The organism is Arthrobacter sp. zg-Y750, assembly GCF_020907365.1.
GTDB lineage: Bacteria > Actinomycetota > Actinomycetes > Actinomycetales > Micrococcaceae > Arthrobacter_B.
The window spans coordinates 60,282-82,912 of record NZ_JAJJOC010000016.1; the positions used below are offsets into that span (position 1 = coordinate 60,282).

22 protein-coding genes are annotated in these 22,631 nt (G+C 65.2%); 10 read left to right on the plus strand and 12 right to left on the minus strand.

Features of this window, described 5'->3' with window-relative positions:
• Positions 1–20 precede the first annotated feature (20 nt).
• A complete protein-coding gene (locus LOC57_RS11155) occupies positions 21–623 on the plus strand; it encodes a GNAT family N-acetyltransferase (protein WP_229959720.1) in 603 nt (200 codons plus the stop codon).
• Positions 624–635: 12 nt separating this feature from the next.
• On the plus strand, positions 636–1,430 hold the full coding sequence (locus tag LOC57_RS11160) for an MSMEG_6728 family protein (RefSeq protein ID WP_229959722.1): 795 nt from the start codon (positions 636–638) through the stop codon (positions 1,428–1,430).
• Here the strand turns inward: LOC57_RS11160 and LOC57_RS11165 are convergent.
• On the minus strand, positions 1,427–2,002 hold the full coding sequence (locus LOC57_RS11165; RefSeq protein ID WP_229959724.1) for a hypothetical protein: 576 nt from the start codon (positions 2,000–2,002) through the stop codon (positions 1,427–1,429). The genes LOC57_RS11160 and LOC57_RS11165 overlap by 4 nt on opposite strands.
• 320 nt (positions 2,003–2,322) lie before the next feature.
• Positions 2,323–2,982, minus strand: a complete 660-nt coding sequence (locus tag LOC57_RS11170; RefSeq protein ID WP_269440280.1) for a DUF6318 family protein — start codon at positions 2,980–2,982, stop codon at positions 2,323–2,325.
• 591 nt (positions 2,983–3,573) lie between these two features.
• Here LOC57_RS11170 and LOC57_RS11175 point away from each other — a divergent pair.
• The gene (locus LOC57_RS11175) at positions 3,574–5,043 is read left to right on the plus strand and encodes a stealth family protein (RefSeq protein WP_227914388.1); all 1,470 of its coding nucleotides are present in this window, start codon (positions 3,574–3,576) and stop codon (positions 5,041–5,043) included.
• Between the two features lie 115 nt (positions 5,044–5,158).
• Here the strand turns inward: LOC57_RS11175 and LOC57_RS11180 are convergent, their stop codons facing one another.
• Positions 5,159–6,832: a catalase gene (locus LOC57_RS11180; protein WP_229959726.1), complete on the minus strand. Its 1,674-nt coding sequence runs from the start codon at positions 6,830–6,832 to the stop codon at positions 5,159–5,161.
• A gap of 139 nt (positions 6,833–6,971) precedes the next feature.
• Between LOC57_RS11180 and LOC57_RS11185 the strand changes: the two genes are divergently transcribed.
• On the plus strand, positions 6,972–7,397 hold the full coding sequence (locus tag LOC57_RS11185; protein WP_229959728.1) for a pyridoxamine 5'-phosphate oxidase family protein: 426 nt from the start codon (positions 6,972–6,974) through the stop codon (positions 7,395–7,397).
• A gap of 4 nt (positions 7,398–7,401) precedes the next feature.
• On the opposite strand, the gene LOC57_RS11190 is transcribed toward LOC57_RS11185, so the two are convergent.
• The gene (locus LOC57_RS11190; protein ID WP_229959730.1) at positions 7,402–8,298 is read right to left on the minus strand and encodes a phosphodiesterase; all 897 of its coding nucleotides are present in this window, start codon (positions 8,296–8,298) and stop codon (positions 7,402–7,404) included.
• A 215-nt stretch (positions 8,299–8,513) separates the two neighbouring features.
• On the opposite strand from LOC57_RS11190, the gene LOC57_RS11195 reads away from it, so the two are divergent.
• Positions 8,514–9,116 (plus strand): hypothetical protein, encoded by a 603-nt coding sequence (locus LOC57_RS11195; RefSeq protein WP_331460661.1) that lies wholly within the window; start codon positions 8,514–8,516, stop codon positions 9,114–9,116.
• Positions 9,117–9,223: 107 nt separating this feature from the next.
• On the plus strand, positions 9,224–9,763 hold the full coding sequence (locus LOC57_RS11200) for a DUF3592 domain-containing protein (protein ID WP_229959732.1): 540 nt from the start codon (positions 9,224–9,226) through the stop codon (positions 9,761–9,763).
• On the opposite strand, the gene LOC57_RS11205 is transcribed toward LOC57_RS11200, so the two are convergent.
• Positions 9,753–10,571, minus strand: a complete 819-nt coding sequence (locus LOC57_RS11205) for a hypothetical protein (RefSeq protein WP_229959734.1) — start codon at positions 10,569–10,571, stop codon at positions 9,753–9,755. The two genes, LOC57_RS11200 and LOC57_RS11205, sit on opposite strands and share 11 nt — an antisense overlap.
• Before the next feature lie 57 nt (positions 10,572–10,628).
• Between LOC57_RS11205 and LOC57_RS11210 the strand changes: the two genes are divergently transcribed.
• Positions 10,629–11,351 (plus strand): AAA family ATPase, encoded by a 723-nt coding sequence (locus LOC57_RS11210; protein WP_227914282.1) that lies wholly within the window; start codon positions 10,629–10,631, stop codon positions 11,349–11,351.
• A 96-nt stretch (positions 11,352–11,447) separates the two neighbouring features.
• Positions 11,448–12,098: an NADPH-dependent F420 reductase gene (locus LOC57_RS11215; RefSeq protein WP_229960067.1), complete on the plus strand. Its 651-nt coding sequence runs from the start codon at positions 11,448–11,450 to the stop codon at positions 12,096–12,098.
• A gap of 102 nt (positions 12,099–12,200) precedes the next feature.
• Here LOC57_RS11215 and LOC57_RS11220 read toward each other — a convergent pair whose 3' ends face one another.
• From LOC57_RS11220 to LOC57_RS11245, 6 genes are all read right to left on the minus strand, one after another.
• The gene (locus tag LOC57_RS11220; protein WP_227914283.1) at positions 12,201–13,229 is read right to left on the minus strand and encodes a zinc-binding dehydrogenase; all 1,029 of its coding nucleotides are present in this window, start codon (positions 13,227–13,229) and stop codon (positions 12,201–12,203) included.
• 150 nt (positions 13,230–13,379) lie between these two features.
• On the minus strand, positions 13,380–14,435 hold the full coding sequence (locus LOC57_RS11225) for a zinc-dependent alcohol dehydrogenase family protein (RefSeq protein WP_227914284.1): 1,056 nt from the start codon (positions 14,433–14,435) through the stop codon (positions 13,380–13,382).
• Positions 14,436–14,589: 154 nt separating this feature from the next.
• Positions 14,590–14,988 carry a YchJ family protein gene (locus LOC57_RS11230; RefSeq protein WP_227914285.1) on the minus strand — a complete coding sequence of 133 codons (399 nt, stop codon included), beginning with the start codon at positions 14,986–14,988 and terminating at the stop codon, positions 14,590–14,592.
• 121 nt (positions 14,989–15,109) lie between these two features.
• Positions 15,110–16,552 (minus strand): serine/threonine-protein kinase, encoded by a 1,443-nt coding sequence (locus LOC57_RS11235; protein ID WP_227914286.1) that lies wholly within the window; start codon positions 16,550–16,552, stop codon positions 15,110–15,112.
• A 166-nt stretch (positions 16,553–16,718) separates the two neighbouring features.
• A complete protein-coding gene (locus tag LOC57_RS11240) occupies positions 16,719–17,663 on the minus strand; it encodes an acetamidase/formamidase family protein (RefSeq protein WP_227914287.1) in 945 nt (314 codons plus the stop codon).
• Positions 17,664–17,667: 4 nt separating this feature from the next.
• Complete coding sequence (locus LOC57_RS11245; RefSeq protein ID WP_227914288.1) at positions 17,668–19,098, minus strand: APC family permease; 1,431 nt, start codon at positions 19,096–19,098, stop codon at positions 17,668–17,670.
• A 188-nt stretch (positions 19,099–19,286) separates the two neighbouring features.
• Between LOC57_RS11245 and LOC57_RS11250 the strand changes: the two genes are divergently transcribed.
• Positions 19,287–20,030 carry a FadR/GntR family transcriptional regulator gene (locus LOC57_RS11250; protein ID WP_229959741.1) on the plus strand — a complete coding sequence of 248 codons (744 nt, stop codon included), beginning with the start codon at positions 19,287–19,289 and terminating at the stop codon, positions 20,028–20,030.
• A 214-nt stretch (positions 20,031–20,244) separates the two neighbouring features.
• Here LOC57_RS11250 and LOC57_RS11255 read toward each other — a convergent pair whose 3' ends face one another.
• Complete coding sequence (locus LOC57_RS11255; RefSeq protein WP_191809052.1) at positions 20,245–20,448, minus strand: cold-shock protein; 204 nt, start codon at positions 20,446–20,448, stop codon at positions 20,245–20,247.
• A gap of 208 nt (positions 20,449–20,656) precedes the next feature.
• Between LOC57_RS11255 and glsA the strand changes: the two genes are divergently transcribed.
• Positions 20,657–22,471 (plus strand): glutaminase A, encoded by a 1,815-nt coding sequence (gene glsA, locus LOC57_RS11260; protein WP_227914291.1) that lies wholly within the window; start codon positions 20,657–20,659, stop codon positions 22,469–22,471.
• Positions 22,472–22,631: the final 160 nt, after the last annotated feature.

The window sequence follows — 22,631 nt, forward strand, 5'->3', positions numbered from 1 at the left end:
TCAGTGCCTATGCTGGAAGGGTGCAAGCTTCCATTTCACATGCAACGGCTGAAGACATTCCCGGGCTCGTCGAATTAGCTTCCCTCACTTTTCCTTTGGCCTGCCCGCCCGAAGTCACACCGGAAGACAGCGCGGCCTTCGTTGCCGCGAATCTCTCCGCCGGGAATTTCACGCAGTTCCTCGCGGATGAGAAGCGTTTGGTGCTCGCGGCCCGCCAGGACGGCCGGCTGGTGGGGTACTGCCTGCTGGTCCTCGAAGCGCCAACCGATCCCGAAGTGCTCGATGCCCTGGACCAGGGCCGGGCGCTGCGGCCCTCGGCGGAGCTGAGCAAGTTCTACGTCCACCCGGATGCCCACGGCAGGGGCATTGCCGGGCAGCTCATTGATGCTGCCGCCGGAGCGGCGGCGTCCGTAGGTGCACGGTCCATGTGGCTGGGTGTGAACAACGGCAACGTCCGCGCGCAGTCCTTTTACCGCAAGTCCGGGTTCCAGACGTCCGGCCGCCGGTCCTTCCAAGTTGGTGCGCATACTTTCCGGGACCTGATCATGGTCCGGCTGCTCACCGGCACCGGGGCGGAGGCCGGTGACGGGGCCGGTGACGGGGCCGGCCGCGGGGAACAGTGACAGACTGGGCCCGTGCAGACCTTCCTCCCGTATGAGAGCTTTGCCCGCAGTGCCCGGGTCCTGGATCAGGCGCGGCTGGGCAAGCAGCGGGTGGAGACCCTGCAGCTGCTGCGCGGTCTGGTGGTGCCGGATTACGGCTGGCAGCGCCATCCTGCCCTGCTGATGTGGAAGGGCTTCGTGCCGGCGCTAACGGCGTACGGGCTGGCAATGACGGACGAGTGGATCGCCCGCGGGCACGCCGACACCGTGCGCGAGCAGATCCTGGAGTTCGCTCCGGAAGCGGCGAGCTCCGACGTCGAGCTTCCGCCGTGGCTGGGCGACGAGCAGCTGCACCGCAGCCACCGCTCGAACCTGATTGAGAAGTCCCCCGAGGTGTACGGGCCGTTGTTTCCGGACACCGACGCGGGCCTGCCCTATGTGTGGCCCTCCCCCGCAGACGTTTCGGACCCTGCGGATCCGCCGCCGGGCGAGGCGCTGTGGGTTGCCCGGGCGGTGCCCGACGGCGATGCTGCCGCCATTGTCCTGCCCATGCTTTCGGTGAAGGGGACGCCGATTACCGGCAAGCGCGGCCGGCAGCTGGTGCGGTTGCTGGAGGACATGGACGACGGCGATCCGGTGGCGGTGATCTCGCCGGCGGACCGCTCGCAACTGCTGTTGGGTCATGCCGGTCCGGTGGAACTGACCAATGACACCGCTGTGCGGCCGGTGTCGCTGTCCGGCAGCATTCCGCGTTCAGCGTTCGCGTATCCGGCGGTGCTGCAGGATCCCCGGACACTGTTTGCGGTGCCGAAGCCGAAAGGGCTTTAGCAGCCGATGCCGTTCGGGTTGATGAGGCAGTTGTCCGCGACGCTGCGGGTTTCGGCCCGCCACACCCGGATTGTTTGCGCCTGCGAAGCGACGGCGGCCCTCCCGTCAATGGGAATCATGGGCCCGCCGTTCACCGAATAGGTTCCGGAGAAATGCACGGTTGCACCCATTTGGTAGTCCCCTGCGGCGGCGTACCTGTGGCTCGTGCGGGTCTGCTCTCCCCACCGACCCTGCGGCAGCGGTGCACCGGCGGCGGACGTGGGACCGTAGACCGTTCCGTCGCCGTAGTTGATTTCGTATTCGGTGGGCGTCGCAACTATGCGGACCGTCTGGTCCAGCAGGACCATCTCGAAGACCTGCTCGGCGGCTTCAACGTAAACATTGGTCTCCATCCCGATCAGCGTGTGCGGACTGGGTTGCACCACCAGCCTCCCGGCTGCGATCGGCCGCTCCTGGAACGCAGTGAGGATCTGCGCCTGGATCTGCTGGCCGATGTCCACCGGCTCCTCGGAGTAGATGCACGACGGGGTGTCGCTGACCTTTTCCCATCCACTCGGATCACTGATCTTCAACCCGCGGAACCAATAAACTAGCCGACCGTTTTCGCCCGCCGTACACGCGGCCTGGTTCGCTGCGAGGCAGTCAACGTCACCAGAGAGGTTATCGAAGCAAACAAGCTCAAACCGGAATCCGAAAGGATCATCAGGAAGCCCTACCGGCATAGTCGTCCACGCGCCAGTCGCGGGATCTTGGGCGTAAACTGCAGAACCGCTTACGTTGCTCCCCCCGCTGAAGGAGCCTTCACCACGAGAATCTAAGGGAGCATGCGACGCGAGAGCGAGGACCAGAGCGGTCGCAAGCATGTTCTTTACGGCACCAGGTTCCAAAGATTTCACGGCGATTGCGTCTTCATTGTGTCGAGAAAAACCAGGTTCCACTGCCCGTCAGCGTAGACAGCTTCGAATAATTGCACGGCCGGCCCGTCATCGCCGTCGTCCGTGCCCTGGAGACCCTCTGGACCATAAAAAGCCATACCCGCCTGCTGGATAACGGCTAGTGCCTGATAACGCCCTTCTCGAGTCAGGATGTATTCGGATGCCGCGTCTTTGACTTCAATTTCACCCGCGGCTATCCAGTCATTATTCGCATACCCGTCATCTACAACCTTGTAATAGTTCTGGCAAGCGAGGCAATCAGTGCTGCTAACCGATTTCACCGGTCCTGTATCGCCGGTCTCGTAGCCGTAGTTCACCAGTTCGTACCAATACCGAGCAAACGCCTCCAGCCCTTCCTTGGACTCGACCTTCGCCTCCTCCGGCATCACCGGCAACGGAACATTTTCCGCCGGCCCCTCGGCAGAGGCCGGCTTGTAAACAGCTGACAGTGTGGGCGTGGGAGTTGGCGTCGCTGAGGCGGACGACTGTGACGGAGACGGGGAGGCAGCACCGGTCCCTGAATCCCCGGAAGCGCCCGTGCACCCGGCCAGGACAACCGCGGCGAAAACCGCTGGGAAGCTCCAAACACGAGAACGGCGCAGAATGGTTCTGGTCATCCGAAACCCCCAAGTTGGGCAAGCCGCGACACTGTCAGTCCGGCCATAATAGCCACCGCCCCCACACCACAACCGGTTATCCACAAGTCACGGGCACCACAAACCCGGCGAAGCTCGCGGCCCCCGTGAAGCCGGCAGCCTATGCCGTCGCCTCGCAGCAGCGCGGCGCAGGATGAGATACTGGCCAAGAGAACTACGGCCCCGGCCGGAAAACGGACAGGGCTCGGAAGAAGGATGTTCCAGCGCGGTGTTACGGTTTCCTCAGTGGCTCCCGGCCGACCCGTGCTCCGTCCCCGCGCCCACCCCGTCCGCGGGCGGCCCGCGGTTCGGCCCAATACGCACCGGCCAAGACCGGCACCGCGCAACAAGTGCAACACCCGGGTATCCCGGCAGCAGTTCCCCGTGCAGCGCTGCACCCAACCAGCGCCTGCATGTGCGGGCGCCGACCATCCCTAGGAGGTTCCCATTACCGATACAGCCGCCGAACACGATGTCTACTTCGGAGCCCCGGAGCCGGACTTCGAACCCGAAAACCTCCAGACAGCTGCCCCCGCCGTACTCCGCCGCGTGGAGGAACGCCCCGAGGTGGCCATGTTCAAGGGCCGCCTGGCTCTGATGGACACCGGCCTCACCCCGCACGAGGCCATGGTGGAAGACCTGCTGTTTGTCCGCAGGGTGCTCGACGACGCCGGCATCACCTACCTGCTGGTGCGCGGCAATGACCAGCGGCCGGTGATCGCCGTCAACCTGCGCGAACGTGACCTGCTGCGCAAGGCAATGGTGGAAGCCTGCCGCGAGGAGCCGTTCTACGCGCGCAGCGTGGACACCAAAAAGAGCCGCACCCTGCTCATTGCCGACGGCAGCCTGGCCCCCGGCGACAAGACCCGGATCATCCGGGTCTACCGGCCGCGCGCCTTCACCGGCACCAACCTGGTGTTCTCCGCTGCGGCCGGGGTGCAGATTGAACTGTGGGACCTGGACGGGGAAAACATCACCCTGCCGGTGGAGAACTCCCTGACCCGCCGCACCCTGCCGGCCTCGGAGGCAGTCCGCGGCACCGTGGACAAGCACGGCCTGACCTGGCCGACCATCGAGAACATGTTCGCTGACCACGCCACGGACATCCGCTTCGACATCGATCTGGTGTTCTCCTGGGTGGACGGCAGCTCCCCGGAATTCCAGGCCGCCCGCGCGGCCCGGATGCAGGGTGCCGTGGTGGGCGAGGGCGATGACCACGAGGCCCGCTTCCGGCAGATCAACGAACTGAAGTACGCCCTGCGCTCGGTGCACATGTTCGCACCCTGGATCCGGCGGATTTTCATCGCCTCGGACTCCCCGCGGCCCCACTGGCTGGCGGAGCACCCCTCGGTCACCTTTGTGCCCGCGGCGGAGCACTTCAAGGACCCGTCAGTGCTGCCCACGCACAACTCGCAGGCGGTGGAAGCGCAGCTGCAGCACATCCCCGGGCTGGCGGAACACTTCCTCTACTCCAACGACGACATGTTCTTCGGCCGCCCGGTGGCCCCCGATATGTTCTTCTCCCCCGGCGGGATCACCAAGTTCATCGAAGCCAGCACCCGGATAGGACTGGGCTCCAACGACGCCGAGCGCAGCGGCTTCGAGAACGCGGCCCGGGTAAACCGGCGGCTGCTGTGGGAACGCTTCGGCCGGATCACCACCCGCCACTTGGAACACGCGGCCGCTCCGCTGCGCCGCAGCGTGCTGCTGGAAATGGAAGCAGCGTTCCCCGCAGAGTTCGCCGCCACCGCCGCCAGTACCTTCCGCGCCAAGGACAACATCTCCGTCACCAACTCGCTCTACCACTACTACGCCCTGCTCACCGGGCGTGCGGTCACCCAGGAAACCGCCAAGACCAAGTACGTGGACACCACGTCCTACGCGGGCCTGTCAGCCCTGGAGCGCCTGCTCGCCAAACGGAACATGGACATGTTCTGCCTCAATGACGGCAGCTTCCCCGAGGTGCCGGCCGCCGAACGCGCGGAGCGGGTCACGGACTTCCTGGAGAAGTACTTCCCGGTCAAGGCCCCCTGGGAGCACTGACCCCGGGAACCTGGCCCGGGAACCTGGCCCGGGAACAGGCCAGGGACACAGAACGACGGCGGCGGCGCCCCAGGTGCGCCGCCGCCGTCGTTCGCTGCGGTAGTTTTGTGCTGCCCTACCGGGTGACGACCACGTGCTCGTTGGGTACGCAGTGCGTCATGGTGAGGCCTTCAACGTTGCGGGGGCCGTTGTGGCCCAGGTTCTTCATCCGCTCGGTTTCTTCCTCGTTGAGCGTCTGGGTGGCCAGCGGGCCGAGATCCTTGATCTCGTCCAGGCTGATGCCGAGACCCTCGCCCACGCGGGCGCCCAGCTCGTCGTCGGCCATGTAGAAGTGCCAGAGCATCCGCTCCTGAACTTCCCGGACAGCCTGGGAGATGTTGTCGACGAAGTTCTTCACCAGGTCGTCCTTCTCCCACTGCTCCATCAGCTGGTAGCGCTGGCCGGCCTGCATGTAGTCGTTGGTGCGGGGCAGGCGGGCGCGGATGAGGCGGCCTTCCAGCTCCGGACCGAGTTCGGACTGCGCCGGCTTGGGTGCTTCCTGCAGGCCGCCGGTGATGTTCGGCTCGTAGTTCACGTGCGGGTTCTGGCCCGGCGCAAGGTCAGTGCCGAAGGACATCTGCCCGCCGCGCTGGTTGGTGGCCACCCGGGCGTTCTTCGCGGAGTTCACCGGAAGCTGCAGGTAGTTCGGTCCCACGCGGTAGCGCTGGGTATCCGAGTAGCTGAAGGTGCGGCCCACCAGCATCTTGTCATCGGAGAACTCCAGGCCGTCCACCAGCACACCGGTGCCGAAAGCGATCTGCTCGTTTTCGTTGTGGTGGTCCGTGACGTTGCGGTTCAGGGTCATGGTGCCCACGTACTTGGGCTCGAACTCCTGCTCCGGCCAGGTCTTGGTGTCATCCAGCGGGTCGAAGTCCAGTTCCGGATGATCGTTGTCATCCATCAGCTGCACGTACAGGTCCCACTTGGGGTAGTCGCCGCGCTCAATGGCCTCGTAGAGGTCCTTGGACGCGTGGCCGAGGTCGTTGGCCTGGATGTTCGCGGCGTCTTCCTCGGTCAGGGACTTCACGCCCTGCTGCGGCAGCCAGTGGTACTTGACCAGCTTGGACTCGCCCTGTGCGTTGACCCAGCGGTAGGTGTTCACGCCAAAGCCCTGCATATGGCGGTAATCTGCGGGGATGCCGCGCGGGCTGAAGAGGTTCACCAGCATGTGCATGGCCTCGGGGGTCTGCGACATGAAGTCGAAGATGCGGGCGGATTCCTGGCGGAAGGTGATGGGGTCCGGCTTCAGGGAGTGGATCACGTCCGGGAACTTGATGGCGTCGCGGATGAAGAAGACGCCCAGGTTGTTGCCCACCAGGTCCCAGTTGCCGTCTTCGGTGTAGAACTTGATCGCGAAGCCGCGCGGGTCACGGGCGGCCTCGGAGGAGTCACGGCCGCCGATCACCGAGGAGAACCGGATGGCGACGTCGGTCTTCTTGCCCGGCTCGGAGAAAAGCTTGGCGCGGGTGTACTTGGCAATGGGCTCGTCGCCCCACTTGCCGGAAGCCTCGAATTCGCCGTAGGCCACGAAGCCGCGGGCGTGTACAACACGCTCCGGGATGCGTTCCCGGTCGAAGTGGCTGATCTTCTCCAGAAGCTGGTAATTTTCCAGCGTGGCCGGGCCGCGGGCACCCACGGTGCGGGTGTTCTGGTTGTCGTAGACCGGGTGTCCCTGCCGGGTGGTCAGCGTCTTGGGGGCTTCGGCGTTGTTCTGGCCGTTGCCGGAATTCTGCGTTTCTGCGTCTGTCATCACGTGCTCTCTGAGTGTGAGGTCCATAGCTGGCTGACAATATCTACCCTTTCAACTCTCATGAAAACCGGAGCCTGAGTCAAGTTGATAAGCAGCCTGATAGTAGCGGCGGGAGGGCCGGGATTGGCACACTGTGCTCATGACTAGTGAAGAGCGGCCCCCGGTTGTTGAACTCAGTCCCGAGCAGAGTTGGAAGTACCTTGAGCACACGCAGCACGGCCGGTTGGCCCTGAGCGTGCTCAACGAGCCCGACATTTTCCCGATCAACTACTTCGCGCACGACGGCGTGATCACCATCCGCACGGCTCCGGGCACCAAGCTCGCCGAACTTACGGTGAATTCCCGTGTGGCGCTGGAAGCGGACGGCATCACCAGCGACCAGGCCTGGTCCGTCGTCGTCAGGGGAACCATCCGGGAACTGGAAACTTCCGAAGAGATCACTGCCGCGGATCAGCTGCCGCTGCAGCCCTGGGTGCGCACGGAGAAATACCGTTATGTGGAAATCACTCCGGTCTCCGTGACCGGCCGGTTCTTCAACCTGGGCCCGGAGCCGGACCGGGGCTGATCCCCTACGCCGAAGCCAGCGTGCGGGCGTCCGGGATCCGTACGCCGGCGGCCGCCAGCCGGTCCGCCGTCTCCTGCGGGCCCACCTGCTCCCCCACCGTGCCGGCCTGCTCCAGCGGCACCACGGAATGGACCACCGAGTCCTCGTACAGGTGCACCATGTTGAAGGACTGCCCGGCATCCTGGCCGCGCGTTCCCGGCGTCACCAGGTCCTGCGCGTAACAGGTGGCCGAAGCCACGGACACCGGGATCCCGGCGAACGTGCTGAAGGTCGAGTAGTGCAGGTGTCCTGCGATCACCGCGCGTACGTCACTGCCGGCGATTACCGCGGCCAGCTCCTGCTGGTTGCGCAGCTCCACCAGCACGGACAGGTCCTGCACGCTGGGCACCGGCGGGTGGTGCATGGCCAAAATGGTGCCGTCCGGCGCGGGGGTATGCAGTTCCCGGCGCAGCCAGGCCAGCTGCTCCGCTGCCAGCTCCCCGTGGTGGTAGCCGGGCACGGAAGTGTCCAGGGTGATGACCCGCAGTCCGTCCAGGTGGTGTACCTGATCCACCGGGGTCATCTCCGGGGCTCCGTTCAACAGAACCTGCCGGAAGGCCGCCCGGTCATCGTGGTTGCCCATGGCCCAAATGACCCGGGCACCCATGCGTTCGGCAGCCGGGACGACGACGTCGCGCAGCCGGGCATAGGCTCCCGCCTCGCCTCGGTCGGCCAGGTCTCCGGTGAAAACGATTGCTTCAGGCTGCTGGCCGCTTTCCTCAAGCCGTGCAAAGAGCCTTTTCAGATTGGTGAGGCTGTCCACGGCTCCGTAGAGCCGGCGCTCCCCGGCCAGCAGATGCGTGTCACTGAGATGGAGGATGAAATGGCGGGGGCGGGGATGCTCAGCCCGGAGGAAATCCATCAGAACCTTCTGTGTCGGCAGCTTGCTGCGGCGTATCTCCTCCATAAAAGCAGACATGGCGACCGGGGGGTAAGCACCTCGGGCGTGTTTCGCGTCCTTTTACTCCGGGCCGAGTTGGTTGTTCTTCGCCCGGCTGCTCTGGCGCCCGGGCGGAGGCGGCCGTAGGCTCGATGCAGGTTTGCACCGTTCTGTGACCGTTCTGTGAAGGGACTCCCATGAAACTCAGCCATATTCCCCTGCGGCTCGTCACCGGCGCGTACATCCTTAATTCCGGCCTGAGCAAACGCGGGCTGGACGCCGAAAGCGCTGCAGGACTGCAGCACATGGCGGCCAACGCCTTTCCGCAAGTGGAGGACATGGAGCCGGTGAAGTTCGGCAAGCTGCTGAGCAACGCCGAGATCTGCGTGGGACTCACCCTCCTCCTCCCGTTTGTCCCCAGCCGACTGGCCGGCTTGGTCCTGGGCGCATTCTCCGGCGGCATGGTCCGGATGTACCTCAAGACCCCCGGAATGACGGGAGAGGACGGCATCCGTCCCACAGCCGACGGAACGGCCTTGGCCAAGGACATCTGGATGGCCGGCATTGCCGCAGCCCTGGTCCTGGACCGCAAGAAGCCCAAGGTCAAGACCGTCAAGGTTCCCACTCCGGTAAAGGGGGCCGCCGTGATTGCCGGAGCTCAGGGCGCCGGCAAGGCCGCGAAGGCTGCGAAAAAGGCTGCCAAGGCGGGCGTGACCGCCAAGGCCGTGGCCAAGGCAGGCAAGGCAGCCAAGGACCGCAAGGCAGGCAAGGCAGCCAAGGATCACGCCGGCAAGAAGTAGCCCGTTTTCGAAGTACTCCGTTTCACGGCACCGGCGTGGCCTCCCTCATGGCCAGGATCACCGCCGGGTTGGCGGTACGTTAGTGTCATCAATCCTGGGGGGAACAGATGACGCAAAAGTATGTCGGCAAACATTCACTGCCAAATACGGCGGACGACCGGCGAAAACGGCAATACAACCCTGCGGGGCTCCTCGTCGCAGGCTTCCTGTTTGTGCTGGTGGGGACGCCCCTGGGTATCAGCAGTCTCGTCGACGGTTATACCGACCAGCACCTGATCGACACCGGTACCAAGGTGCAGGGAACCGTCACCGATATCAGGGAGAGCCGCAGCAAAAACGGTCGGCATGAACACGTGACGGTGACCTATAAATCCGAGGGCGGGGAATGGACCGTGGAAGGTTCCCACCGGATGAAAACAGCCGGCTTCGAACCTACACTCGAGGATTCCAAGCAAACCGTCTATTACGATCCCGAAGACCCTGCGAAGGCAGTGATCCTCGGCTGGGATGCCACAATGCTGGACGGCTCCGCGGTAGCCGGCGGCATCGTGGGGGCAGGCGCCATCATGATGGGCATCAGCCTTTGGCGAATAAAGAAGATGCCTCTTCCCTCTGCCGCGGACCACAACATCGCGCTCACCCGGTAGCCGGCGGCGAATGGCGGACGGGCGGGCCGGGTAACGCCGCTGCGCGGTCCGCCACGGCGTCCAGCAGCACCACCAGCGCATGTCCCCCTCGCCCGGCCGCGTTGTTGGCGAACCGGTCCAGGGGAAAGGACACCGCGTGCAGTTCGGTCCCCTGCCCAGTGGAAACCAGCTCCACCTGCAGGACCAGCGTGATCGTGTTCTTCTGCCCGGTCCCCAACCAAAGGGTCCGGCCGGTTTCGGCCAGCAGCCGGTACACGCGGTGGTCGGCGAGCGCCAGCTCCAGAAGCTGGCGGGCTTCGGAGTACGGCCGGTCCAGCAGCACCCGGCTCCGGGCCACCCGGCCGCGGCCGGCCGCAGTGCTGTGGCGGCCCGTGCTTTCCACCTGCCGCCGTACGGCCAGCCAGCACCAGAGGAGGACACCCCAGAGCACCACTTCGGCCAGCAGTAAAATGCCCTCAAGCGCGTATCCGTCCCCCTGTTTGGGTTTCAGGAGGAGCACAGCTGCAAACATCCCCGCGATCAGGAGGTTGCCGGCCAACAGCCATCCCGGCAGCAACCGGTTGTCCTCCGCAAGCCGGCGGTCCTGCACATACCCCTGCGGATCAGCTTTCAGTAACTGGACCTGGCGGGTGTTTCTCCGGACGGCCGCAATGGCTACCAAGGCTGCGGCAGTCACTTGTCCAGCTACCGTCCACGGACTGCTGTCCGCGTCCCACTGGCGGATGAGCAGGCCCACAAGGTAACCAACCACCGCAGCGGCAACCAGCACCGCGGGCACCAGCCATCCCTGTTTCCATCTCCAAGACATGAGGGGCAAAGTAAGGAACGCAGCGGGAGCGGGCAAGCGTAGTGGCAGAATTTGGATATGCTCAGCGACCGCTATCCCATCCGGCAGGTCCGGGAACATCCGTTGGAGCCACTGGACCGGAAGACCTGGCCGGCCACGCTGCCGCCGGTGGCCCAGTTGCTGCAGTCGGGATTGGACCTGGCCGCGGCCACCGTGCTGGTCGGTGACAACGGCAGCGGGAAATCCACGCTGGTTGAAGCCATTGCCCTGGCCTACGGCCTGTCCCCGGAAGGCGGGTCTACCGGTGCCATGCACACCACCAGGCCCACGGAGTCCGCCCTCAGCGGGCATCTGCAGCTGGTGCGCAACCCCGGCGGCACCAAACGCGGTTATTTCCTGCGGGCCGAAACCATGCACGGCCTTTTCACCTATCTGGAGCAGAATCCCTCCACATCGCAGGCAGACGTTGAGTTCCATTCCCTCTCCCACGGGGAATCATTCCTCTCACTGGCCGTGGACCGGTTCCGGGGTCCCGGCTTGTGGATTCTCGACGAGCCCGAGTCTGCGCTCTCCTTCTCTGGATGCCTGGCCCTGCTGGGCATCCTCAAGGACCTGGTTGCCGATGGACGCTCCCAAGTGCTGCTCTCAACCCACTCGCCTGTGCTCGCGGCACTTCCGGGCGCCCGGATCCTGGAGCTGGGGCCGTGGGGATACCGGGAGAAGGACTGGGAGGACCTGGACCTGGTCAGTGGCTGGAAGAGTTTCCTGGACGCCCCGGAACGGTACCTGCGCCGGCTGTGATCCGGCCCGGGCAGGCCGCCCTCCCCCGCTGCCTTGGAATATTTCGCGGATCCGGCCGTTGAAGTGTTCATGAGCACATTGGAGAGCACCCCTCGGATTCGGACCATCGGCTTCATCGGCAGCGGGAACATCGGTTCGCAGTTGGCGCGCTTGGCGGTCAAGCAGGGTTACGACGTCGTCCTGAGCAACGCGAGCGGCCCCGAAAAGCTGCAACCGCTCCTTATGGAACTGGGTGACCATGCCCGCGCGGCCACGCCGGCCGAAGCCGCTGCCGCGGGCGAACTTGTGGTGGTCACCATCCCGCTGAAGAGCTACCCGGACGTGCCCGTGGAGGAGCTGCGCGGCAAGACGGTTATCGACACCATGAACTACTACCCGCAGCGGGACGGGAACATCGCCGAGCTGGACAACGAGTCCACCACCACCAGTGAGCTGCTGCAGAACCACCTGCCCGATTCACACGTGGTCAAGGCCTTCAACAACATCACTGCGGACCACCTCACCAGCCAGGGGACGTTGCCCGGAACGCCCAACCGCCGCGCGCTGCCCATTGCCGGCAACGACGCCCAGTCCAAGAAGCTGGTCACCTCGCTGATCAACGAGTTCGGTTTCGACGTCGTCAACGCCGGCCCGCTGTCCGAAGGCTGGCGCTGGCAGCGGGACACCCCGGCCTACGTTGCGGCGCTGGACGTCCCGGGCTTGGAAAAGGCGCTGGCCGAGGCCGTCCGCTGCGCGGATATGCCCTAACGCAGACGGACGCGCCCCGGCACCCCCTGCCGGCCCGCTCAGCCCGATAACAAGGAAGCCTCCCGCCGGTACCGGCGGGAGGCTTCCTTCTTTAAAGAACGGCTACGGGATCAGCACCAGGCGGATCGGGTTGCCTTCCTTGGCGTCGAGGGCCTGAACGGCCTTCTCGGCGTCGGCCAGCGGAATGCGGCCGCTGACGGACTTGGCAAAGTCCAGCCGGCCAAGGCGGGCCAGGGACACCAGCTGCGGGACGTGGTGCGCCTCGGAGCCGTAGTGGCCGCGGACCTGCTTGCGGGCATAGGAGAACCCGGTGCTGTCATTGATGGTCATCGGCTTGCCGGACAGGCCCACCAGCACCAGGCGTCCGTCCCGGCCCAGGCAGTTGATGGCCTGGGCGCGCACGGCATCCACGCCGGCGAAGTCCAGGGCTACATCCAGGCCCTTGCCGCCCGTGGCGGCCTTCATGGACTCGGCGAAGTCTTCCGCCATGGGGTCCAGGGCGATGTCCGCACCGAATTCCAGGGCGCGTTCCCGGGCCTCGGGAAGGGGATCAACGGCAATGATGGGCGCCGCGCCAACCAGGCGCAGCAACTGGACGCCGTGGGCGCCGAGCCCGCCGATGCCCCACACACCTACGGCTTCACCGGCGCGGACATCTGCCGTGGAGGCAATGGCGCCCCAGGGAGTGGAGACGGCATCGGGAATGATGGAGGCCTGGTCGAACGGGATGTCATCGCCCAGCGGAACCAGCACACCGGCGGGGACAACCAGGTACTCGGCCCAGCCGCCGTCGTAATCCACGCCCATGGTGAGCGTGACGCCGTTATATTCGTACCCGGCCTGGACCACTACGCGGTCACCAGGCGCCACGGACGTGACGCCCGCACCGGGCAGGTCCACCGTGCCGGCCACCTCATGCCCGAGCGTCACTTCGCTGCCCTTGAGGAACTGCGGACGCAGCAGGCCCTGGATCAGGTGGACGTCGGAGAGGCAGACGCCGGCCGCCCCCACCTTGATGCGGACAAAACCGGGGCCGGGCTCCGGGATCGGAACTTCCTGCATGGCGAAAGTGCCCGTTTCAACATTGAGACGTCCGGCAATCATGGTGCCGGTAGAAGTGCCGTTGGACATGGAAAACCTCTTTTACGCGGAAACTGCGGCGGCAGATGCACGCCGCGGTTCCCATTATCTGCCCGCGTAACAAATGCGCAAAAAGGTGCGGGCGGTAGCCTGTCCGGCCACCGCCCGCCCGTTTTCCGCTGCCTTCCGTGGAAGGCCCGGCTACGCCTGCAGGATCACTTTCAGAGCGCCCGTCTCCGCAGCCCGGGAGAAGGTGTCATACGCCTGCATGATGTCGTGCAGCGGATACCGGTGGCTGATGAATTCCTCAGCCGGCAGTTTCCCCTCGGCCACCAGTTTCAGCAGCATAGGCAAGGTGTTGGTGTTCACCAGGCCCATGCTGATGTCGATGTTCTCGATCCACAGCCGTTCCAGGTCCAGGCTGACCGGTTTCCCGTGCACACCCACGTTGGCCACGTTCCCGCCGGGCCGGACAATGTTGGTGCACATCTCGAACGTGGTGGGGATGCCCACGGCCTCCACGGCAACGTCCACGCCCCATCCGTCCGTTTGGGCCATGACCTGCTCGCGCCAATCCGCGTCCCCCGAGTTGACCCCGTGCGTAGCGCCGAACTTACGGGCCTGCTCCACCCGGTTGGCGTCCAGGTCCACCGCAATGACCTTGGCCGCCCCGTAGAGCCGGGCAGTGGATATGACCGCCAGGCCCACCGGCCCGGCCCCCACCACAGCCACCACATCACCGGGTTTGGTCTGCCCGTATTGCACCCCCATTTCGAAGCCGGTGGGGAAAATGTCGCTGAGCAGCACCCCATGCTCCTGGGAGACATTCTCCGGCAGGTGGTAGAGCGAGGTGTCCGCATACGGGGCCCGCACGTATTCGGCCTGGGTGCCGTCGATCAGGTGACCAAAGATCCAACCGATCCCGACGGAGCCTTCCTCGCCCAGGCAGTGCGAATACAGGCCGTCGCGGCAGAAGGAACAGGAACCGTCAGCGGACACGCAGGAGAGGATGACTTTGTCCCCCACCTTGAAGTTGGTGACGCCGCTGCCAATTTCAGTAACCGTTCCCACCCCTTCATGGCCCAGGATCCGGCCGGGCGTCACGGCCGGTACATCGCCCTTGAGGATGTGCAGGTCGGTGCCGCAGATGGTGGTGGCATCAATCTTGACGATTGCGTCCCGCGTCTCCTGGATCTGCGGATCGGGAACGTCCTTCCAGGACTTCTGTCCGGGGCCTTCGTAAACGAGTGCTTTCATAATGTCCTCGCCTGCCGCTCATCCGACCCTGTGCAGTGCCTGGAATGCGCCTGCACTTCGGGAGCTTCCCGGAGCGTGCCTGCCGTGCGGCAGACCGCCGTCGGATGTCTTCCAGCGTAGGTCCTGCGTGGGCGGGGGTGGAAGAAGCGGGGAGCTATACGCCGTCAACATACAGCCATTGCCCGCCCTCGCGGACAAAGCGGCTGAGCTCCTGCTGCGTGCCGCGTTCTCCGGCCTGCCGGTAGTGCGCCGCAAACTCCACGGTGCCCTCGGAGTCCAGGGGCCCGCCGCCGGAAACCGCAAGGATGTCCAGGCGCCGCCATTCCAGCTCCGGGTCCAGTTCCAGATGGGCCGGACGGTGGTCCGGGTGCCAGGTCGCCAGCAGGTAGGGCACGTTGCCGACGGCGAAGGCACTGTAGCGCGAACGCATCAGGGCTTCGGCGGTGGGGGCGGTTGCGGAGCCGGAGTGGAAGCGGCCGCAGCAGTTTCCATAGGTTTCGCCGCTCAAGCAGGGGCAGCGGGATTCGGCGGTGACGGGTGTATGGATACTCACCCCTCCAGTATCGCGCGGACGGCGGGGATACGACGGCGGGGATACGACGGCGGGGATACGACGGCGGGGGCGCTGCGGGGATACGCCGGCGGGGGGGGCGCGGGCGCCCGGCGACTGCGCCCTAGCGGCCGAAGGCGTCCTGCAGCCGCTGCAGGTTCTGGCCGATCTCACCGGGAATGGTTCCGCCGTCCGGCAGGGCACCCACGCGCCCGAGCATCAGGACCACCGCTGCGGTCAAGACCGCCATCACGACAACGGCAAGCAGTGCCCGGGCTGCGGCTGACGGCCGTTGGTCCGCCATCACCTGTACCTGCGGCATCCGAACCGCGGACACTGCGGGGGCAGCTGGGATACCGACAGTTGGCGGCACGGCGGGCGGAGAGGTCACAGGCAGCGGCGCGGAGGGGTGCTGTTCCCCCGCGGCGGCTGCCGGTACCCGATCGGAGCCCGGAGCCTGGTCCAAGGCCGGTACCGGGTCGGACGATACGGGCTCCGATGCCGGACTCGATCGCTGCCGGGCTGCGGGGGCGGGACCGGGCACGGGCACGGGACCGGGACCGGACACTGGACCGCCGGATGCCGGCAGGGCCTCGGCGCTGCGCCCGGGTGGGAATGTGCGGGCCTCGACGGTAGCGGGACCGTTCCAGAGTTCTTCGGAAATGGGCGACGGGCCGGAGCGCTCGGACTGCGTCCGCGCCGCCCCTTCCGCCCAGCGGTGATCCAGCAGTGCCGCGGAGACTTCCGCCGCCGTTGGCCGCAGGTCCGGGTCCCGGGTGGTCATGGCAGCCAGCAGTCCCCGCCAGTGACTGTCCAGGGACGCGGGAACCTCCGGGTCCCGGCTCAGGCGGGCGACGGCGGATTCAATGGCGCTGCCGCTGAATTCCACCCGGCCGGTGACGCATTCCAGCAGGACCAGGCCCAGCGAGTAAATATCGCTGGGAGCCTCGGCCGCTACGCCGGATGCCTGTTCCGGGCTCAGGTAGTTCGCAGTTCCCAGGGTGGCCCCGGCCGCGGTGATGCGGGCGCCGTCGATAATCCGGGCAATACCGAAATCGGTTAGCTTAGCCCGTAGCGCGGTCCCGGGGATGGCCGGCGGAAGCAGGACGTTAGCCGGTTTGACGTCGCGGTGCACCACGCCCCGGCTGTGGATGTAGGCCAGCGCACCGGCAAGTTCGGCGCCGATGTAGCCGACGTCTTGGTGGCGGATATCGGTTTCCCGCAACCGCTTGCGCAGGTCCGAACCCTCCACCAGTTCCATCACCAGATAAGTGCGCGGCTCGCCGGCTTCACCGTCATCACGCCCGGCGTCGTCCTTACCGGCGTCGAACAGGGTCACAAGCCCCGGGTGGGATAAGGAGGCGAGCAGCCGCATCTCGTTGTCCTGGCGGCCGACGTCATCTGCAGCGACGGCGCTGGCCCGGAAGAGCTTCACCGCAATGTCGCGGCCGAGCGCTTCGTCCAGGCCCCGGTAGACGGTGGCCATGCCGCCGTGGCCGATAGGTTCGATGAGTCGGTATCTGCCTGCAATGAGCCTGCCCAGGCCACCCGTTGCATTGGTTTCCATGCTGCAACCTTCTCTCGCCCTCCATATAGCGTAGCGGAGCAGATTCACGGCGTAGATGGCCCGTAGCGACTTTTTTTCTACTCAGTTTTACCCCTCGTGCAACCCCGGTTGCTGCGCTAAACTGGCCCGCCACCAATGAAGCGGCGGCGGGCCAGCGGAGTCCCGATCAGGTCGTCCCGGCGGCGGGACCGGCCAGGACGGACTTCGGGAGGCGGTGGATGGTGACAGCACCGACCGCGGAGAAGGGGTGCAGCGGATCCGGTTCAGCGGAACCGGTGGGGCCGCCCAGCTGGGAATGGCCCACGGCGCTCATGACGGCATACGCATCGCCGCGGTCCCATCCGTGGTCAGAGACCAGGAAGTGGAACATATCCTCATAGCCGCGCCTAATGCTCTCCTGCACCGGATCGCCGAGTCCCACGAAGATCCATTCATCGGCGGTCTCCACCCGGGGAGCACGCAGGTTCAGGTCCCGGACCACGTCCACACTCACGACGGCGATACCTTCCGCCTCAATCGCCACGAAGGAGGACTCCCCTTCGGCCATGATGGCGTGGATATCACCGATGGACAGGTAGGCACCCTCCACCATCACGGGGAGGTAGACCGTCGACCCCGGCCGGCACTGCACCAAATCCATGTTTCCGCCCTGCGGGGTGGAGGGCATGATGGTGGAATTGCTGCCCTCCGCCGGTGCCGTGCCAATGCAGCCGATCATGGGCAGCGGCTCGAAGGTGTGCCGGTCCGTGACGTGCACCCCGTCGTCATCGATCGGGACACGCCGGGTGAACATCTCCTCGCCCATCACGTACTGCAGGGCTCCTGAGCCCGGCAGGCTGACCGACCAGCCGCGGTCCTTCAAGCGGATGTCGTGGATGGTGACGGCCAGGGCATCGCCGGGCCGGGCGCCCTCCACATAGACGGGCCCGGTGACGGGGTTGATCCCCACCGTCAGTTTCTCCATGTCATGGAATTCATGGAGCTGGGCATACACCTCGTCGCTGGTCTCGAATCCGATAGTCTCGCCGGTGCCCGGAGTGATTTTCAGCGCCGGGCTGCCGGAGGCGGAAAACCCGAACCGGCCGTGTGTCTTATCCAGAAAGTGGTCCATGGGTTTATGCCTTTCCCGTGCCCGGAGCGGTTGCCGCGGGTACGGAGTCGTCGTCGCTGGAAATTTCGGTTTTCCGGCCCGTGGCGCGGTAATAGAGGAACACGCCGGCGCCGATGAGGAGCCACACAAGCCCGCCGACCTTGGCTTCGATGTTCGCGTTGACCAATACGTAGCCGATGATGAGGAAACCAACCACGGGTACGGCCAGGTGCAGCAGGAAGTTACGGGACTTCTTCCGGATGAGGTAAAACACGATCACCGCCAGATGCAGGAGCATAAAGCCGAACAATGCCCCGAAGTTCACCAGCGAAGAAATCAGGTCGATCTGGCCTACGAAGAACAGGACCAGGACTGCTGAGATACCCGAGACGAGCAGGATGGCGTTCTGCGGCACCTGCCGCGAGTTAATGCGGCTCAACATGGCCGGCAGCTGACGGTCGCGGCTCATCGAGTAGAGGAGCCGGGAAGTGGCTGCCTGGGCAGCCATGGCGTTAGCGATGCCCACCCCCACCACGTTGACGGCGAGGAAGGCGGTAGCCCATCCGCTGTTTGCGGCGGCCTCGACAATGGTGAAGAAGGCGTTTCCGGCTTCGTCATCCCCGAAGGTCTCCCGGCCGCCGGCCAGTGCGCTGGCCAGCCAGGTCTGCAGGATGAAGCAGGACGCCACGATGATCAGCGCCGCGATCATGGCCTTGCCCGCGCTGTTGCGGCTGCCGGTGGACTCTTCCGCCATGGTGGAGATGCCGTCAAACCCGAGGAAACTGAGCACGGCAATCGACAGGGCTGAGGCAATCAGCGGGCCCGACACAGTTTCCGGATTCCACATTGGGGCCCACGTGAGTTCCGCTCCGGGGACCGTTCCGCCGTTCAGTGCCGTGACCGCAATGACCACGAAAATGACGATGAACAGGAGTTCAACAGCCAGGAAGACCCGGTTCATCAGCTTGATCGAGCTGACACCGGCAAGATTGATGGCGGTATTGATGAGGACGAACACCACTGCCCAGATCCAGCGGGGGGTGTCCGGGAAGATGCCGACCATTGATTCGGCCGCAAAAACGTAGAGCAGAGTGGGTACCAGCAGGTAATCAAGCAGGATGGCCCACCCCGCGAAGAACCCGGCGGTGGGGTGGATTCCGCGGCCCACGTAGGAGAAGACCGAGCCGGCCAGCGGGATCGACTTCGCCATCTGCGCGTAGGCCAGTGCCGTGAAGATCATCGCAATGAGTCCGATGAGGTAAACGAGCGGGACCATGCCGCCGGACGCATTGTAGACCGTGCCGAAAATGGCCCACGGCGCGATGGGGAGCATAAAAATCAGGCCGTAAATGAGAAGGTCGGCCGTGGAAATGGAACGGCGGAGCTCCTGCTTGTAACCCAGGGACTCTAGCTCCTGCTGGGCATCGCGCTCCGGAGAGGGTGCAGAACGGTTCATTGCATCGGACTTTCGGACTCGGTGGGGGCCGGCGGGGAGCCCGACGGAAATAGCGGCGGTCGGGTCCGGCGAAAATCATCATTGCCGAGGAAAGGTATCGAGACAAGACCAATCAGCCCATTAGGATGTTTGTTACGCGCCGACGCCGCTTCGTCCGAAGGCTGTAGCGGCTGACCAGGAGGACTGCAATGACCGGTACCGTCAGCGGTCTGGACACGCCGCTTGAGAGCTCGTCCCGGGTGGACGAAATTGTGGACCGCCTGATCACCGCCATCGCCATCGGCGAGTACCTTCCCGGTTCCAAGCTGCCGGCTGAACGGGAACTGGCGTCCTCGCTGCAGGTTGGCCGGATGACGGTGCGCGCGGCCATCGCCCGGCTTGTGGAGCAGGGGCTGCTGCGGACCCAGCGCGGCCGGAACGGCGGATCCTTTGTCCGGGACGAAGGCCCGGATGCTTCCTCCGGCCCGGCCGTCCGCCGGATCCTTTCCGGCCGGTGGGAAGCACTGCGGGATACCTGCGAAGCGGTGTCCCTGCTGCAGGGAACCATCTGCCGGGCAGCAGCGGAAAACCGGACGGCTGAGGATATCGCTGTGCTGAACGAGAGCCTGACCGCGTTCCGTGCAGCCGCCTCGGGCCTGGAGTCCCAGCGGGCGGACGGGCTGCTGCATCTGGCGGTCAGTGCCGCAGCCCACAATGCCACCCTGCAGTCCGTGCTCCAGGAGGTGGAGGCACGCGTCAGCATTGCTGCTCCGTCCCACGTGTGGGGCGATGCTGCGGGCATGCGGCACATGGAAGAACGGGCGCTCCGCGACCACGAGCTCCTCGTGTCCGCGATTACGGATCAGCGCTCCTCCGATGCCGAGCGGCTCGGACGCGAACACGCCCGGATTGACTTGGAGCTGCTCGAAAGCGCCCTGCACCGTTCGGCGTAGCCGTGGTCCCCGATTCCGGCCCGGGCGCCCAGCCCACGGAGTGAGATTGCTCTCGCTGGAACTGCTGGTCCCGGTGCGGCTGACCGGACCGGGATGGATAAGTACTGAGGAAAATCCGCACCCTTAACCGTGCAGGAACGTAAAAAGCAGGGCGGGATTTCTCCCGCCCTGCTTTCGATTCACGCCGGCCCGTGAAACGGACCCGTAAGTCTAGTTAGACAGGCTGGATGTTGACGGCCTGCGGACCCTTGGGGCCCTGCTCGGTGTCGAAGCTAACCTTCTGGTTCTCTTCGAGAGACCGGTAGCCACTGGCGTTAATAGCGGAGTAGTGGGCGAAAACATCGGCGCTGCCATCATCGGGTTCGATGAAGCCAAAGCCCTTTTCAGCGTTGAACCATTTCACGGTACCTGTTGCCATTTTTAATCATCCTTCTAAACGAAACCAGCCCCGACCGTCGGGGAGTTTCATGCTGCGGTGTCCGTGGTGGCAAATTACAGAAAAAGCGGCTGGCCCTGGATCTGGGTTTCGCCGCTTGAACTTACATATTGCGCAACACCGCAACTGGTAAAAGTATACAACGGGGCCCCTGCTGAGTCACCCCTCCGGAAGCCCCTAGGGTGGAAGTATGGACTCCCCCATTGAGCACTACCTCCGCAGGATCCACGCTGAACTGGCCGGGCTGAAGGACGGCGCCCCGTACAGCGGCATACCCGCCATGGCCAAGGTGAACCCGAACAGCTTCGGGATTGCACTGGCCACCGCGGACGGCTATGTCTACGAAGTGGGTGACACCCGCGAGGAATTCAGCATCCAGTCCATTTCCAAGCCCTTCACCTACGGTCTGGCCCTTTCGGACCTGGGCATGGACGCCGTGGACGAGAAAGTGGACGTGGAACCCTCCGGGGATTCATTCAACGAAATTTCCCTGGCAGAAGGAACCGGCAGGCCGGCCAACGCCATGATCAATGCCGGCGCCCTCACCGCCACTTCGCTGGTGAAAGGCTCCGGCGGCCGGACCCGCTTCAAGCGGATCCTGGACACATACTCCGCCTTCGCCGGCCGGGAGCTGTCCGTAAGCCAGCGCATCTACACGTCCGAACTGCGCACCGGTCACCGCAACACCGCCCTGGGCTACCTGCTGCGCTCCTTCGGCATCATCGAATCCGACCCGGCACCGATCATCAAGGACTACTTCCGTCAGTGCTCGGTCATGGTGAACGCCCGCGATCTGGCCCTGATGGCTGCCACCCTGGCCAACAGCGGCCGGCACCCGCTCTCCGGGGAAGAGGTCCTGGACCTCGTCTCGGTGGAACGCGTCCTGTCGGTGATGACCACTTGCGGCATGTACGACGACGCCGGCTCCTGGATCAGCAGCGTGGGGATGCCGGCCAAGTCCGGCGTGGCCGGCGGCATCCTGGCGGTCCTGCCGGGGCAGGTGGGCCTGGCCGTCTACTCCCCGCCCCTGGACGCCCACGGCAACAGCGTCCGCGGCGTGGCTGTCAGCCAGCGGCTGTCCCATGACCTGGGCCTGCACTTTGTCCGTGCTGCACGCACCGGCCGTTCGGCCATCCGCGCTGTGTATGACATCACGGCCACCCCCTCCGGCATCCGCCGCACGGACGAGGCCGCGGAGATCCTGGCCGGACACGGCCACCGCGTGCAGGTGATTGAACTCAACGGGGACCTGCTCTTTGCCGGTGCCGAGTCCATGGTGCGGGCACTGAGCGAACTGAACGACGACGTCGAACTGGTGGTCGCCGATCTGCGCAGCGTAGACGAGGTGTCCGACGTCGCCATCCGGCTGATTGCCGAGGCCGAAGACATGCTGCGCCGGGACGGACGCGAACTGGCCCTGGTGGACATCGAAGGCTCGGTAACCGCTGCGCTCGAGGAGCTGGGCCGGGAAACAGCTTCCTTCACCACCCGCTCGGCCGCCATTGAATGGAGTGAGAACAAACTGCTGGAAGGGTACGGCACCGAACTGGTGCTGCCGGACAGCATAGAACCGGCGGACTCCCCCGCGCTCAGCCCCCTGGACGAGAATGACGCCCGGATGCTGCAGGACATGATGGAGGACCGCGAGTTCGACGACGGCGACGTGGTCCGGCGGGTAGGCCAGCGTTTTGGCGGAGTGTTCTTCATTGTCTCCGGGCACATCACCACGTCCATGCCCGGCCCCGACGGCAGCCGCGTGAAGCTGGCAACGCTGGGCCCCGGAATGACCTTCGGCGAAATGGCGATGGGTGAGGACAAGCGGCAGGAAACTACGGTCAAAGCTGCGGGGCCACTGAAACTGAAGGTGCTGACTGCCGAGGCCATTGAAGAACTGGCCGCGAAGGACCCAGTGCTGAGCATGAACCTGTGGAAGGCGCTGACCCAGGACGCGTACACGCGGGTGGAGCAGTACCTGCGCGAGGCTGCCGTGCGGATCCGGGACTGAGTCGTACCGGTCTCCGGGGGAAGGGGCGCGGTTCCGGTGTCCGGGACGACGGCAACGAACCCGGGCGGAGTCCCGGCCTGGAATATCGCCCGGTTAGTAAATCTGCTGACCCTTTGAAGTTCTGCTGCCCGTTTAAACCGGCAGCAGAAACCAAAACCGT

Excerpts from the sequence above, each read along its gene's own strand:
- LOC57_RS11170 (WP_269440280.1), bottom strand. The coding sequence starts at position 2,982 with ATGACCAGAACCATTCTGCGCCGTTCTCGTGTTTGGAGCTTCCCAGCG.
- LOC57_RS11175 (WP_227914388.1), top strand. The coding sequence starts at position 3,574 with ATGTTCAAGGGCCGCCTGGCTCTGATGGACACCGGCCTCACCCCGCAC.
- LOC57_RS11180 (WP_229959726.1), bottom strand. The coding sequence starts at position 6,832 with ATGACAGACGCAGAAACGCAGAATTCCGGCAACGGCCAGAACAACGCC.
- LOC57_RS11185 (WP_229959728.1), top strand. The coding sequence starts at position 6,972 with ATGACTAGTGAAGAGCGGCCCCCGGTTGTTGAACTCAGTCCCGAGCAG.
- LOC57_RS11190 (WP_229959730.1), bottom strand. The coding sequence starts at position 8,298 with ATGGATTTCCTCCGGGCTGAGCATCCCCGCCCCCGCCATTTCATCCTC.
- LOC57_RS11195 (WP_331460661.1), top strand. The coding sequence starts at position 8,514 with ATGAAACTCAGCCATATTCCCCTGCGGCTCGTCACCGGCGCGTACATC.
- LOC57_RS11200 (WP_229959732.1), top strand. The coding sequence starts at position 9,224 with ATGACGCAAAAGTATGTCGGCAAACATTCACTGCCAAATACGGCGGAC.
- LOC57_RS11205 (WP_229959734.1), bottom strand. The coding sequence starts at position 10,571 with ATGTCTTGGAGATGGAAACAGGGATGGCTGGTGCCCGCGGTGCTGGTT.
- LOC57_RS11210 (WP_227914282.1), top strand. The coding sequence starts at position 10,629 with ATGCTCAGCGACCGCTATCCCATCCGGCAGGTCCGGGAACATCCGTTG.
- LOC57_RS11220 (WP_227914283.1), bottom strand. The coding sequence starts at position 13,229 with ATGTCCAACGGCACTTCTACCGGCACCATGATTGCCGGACGTCTCAAT.
- LOC57_RS11225 (WP_227914284.1), bottom strand. The coding sequence starts at position 14,435 with ATGAAAGCACTCGTTTACGAAGGCCCCGGACAGAAGTCCTGGAAGGAC.
- LOC57_RS11235 (WP_227914286.1), bottom strand. The coding sequence starts at position 16,552 with ATGGAAACCAATGCAACGGGTGGCCTGGGCAGGCTCATTGCAGGCAGA.
- LOC57_RS11240 (WP_227914287.1), bottom strand. The coding sequence starts at position 17,663 with ATGGACCACTTTCTGGATAAGACACACGGCCGGTTCGGGTTTTCCGCC.
- LOC57_RS11245 (WP_227914288.1), bottom strand. The coding sequence starts at position 19,098 with ATGAACCGTTCTGCACCCTCTCCGGAGCGCGATGCCCAGCAGGAGCTA.
- LOC57_RS11250 (WP_229959741.1), top strand. The coding sequence starts at position 19,287 with ATGACCGGTACCGTCAGCGGTCTGGACACGCCGCTTGAGAGCTCGTCC.
- LOC57_RS11255 (WP_191809052.1), bottom strand. The coding sequence starts at position 20,448 with ATGGCAACAGGTACCGTGAAATGGTTCAACGCTGAAAAGGGCTTTGGC.
- glsA (WP_227914291.1), top strand. The coding sequence starts at position 20,657 with ATGGACTCCCCCATTGAGCACTACCTCCGCAGGATCCACGCTGAACTG.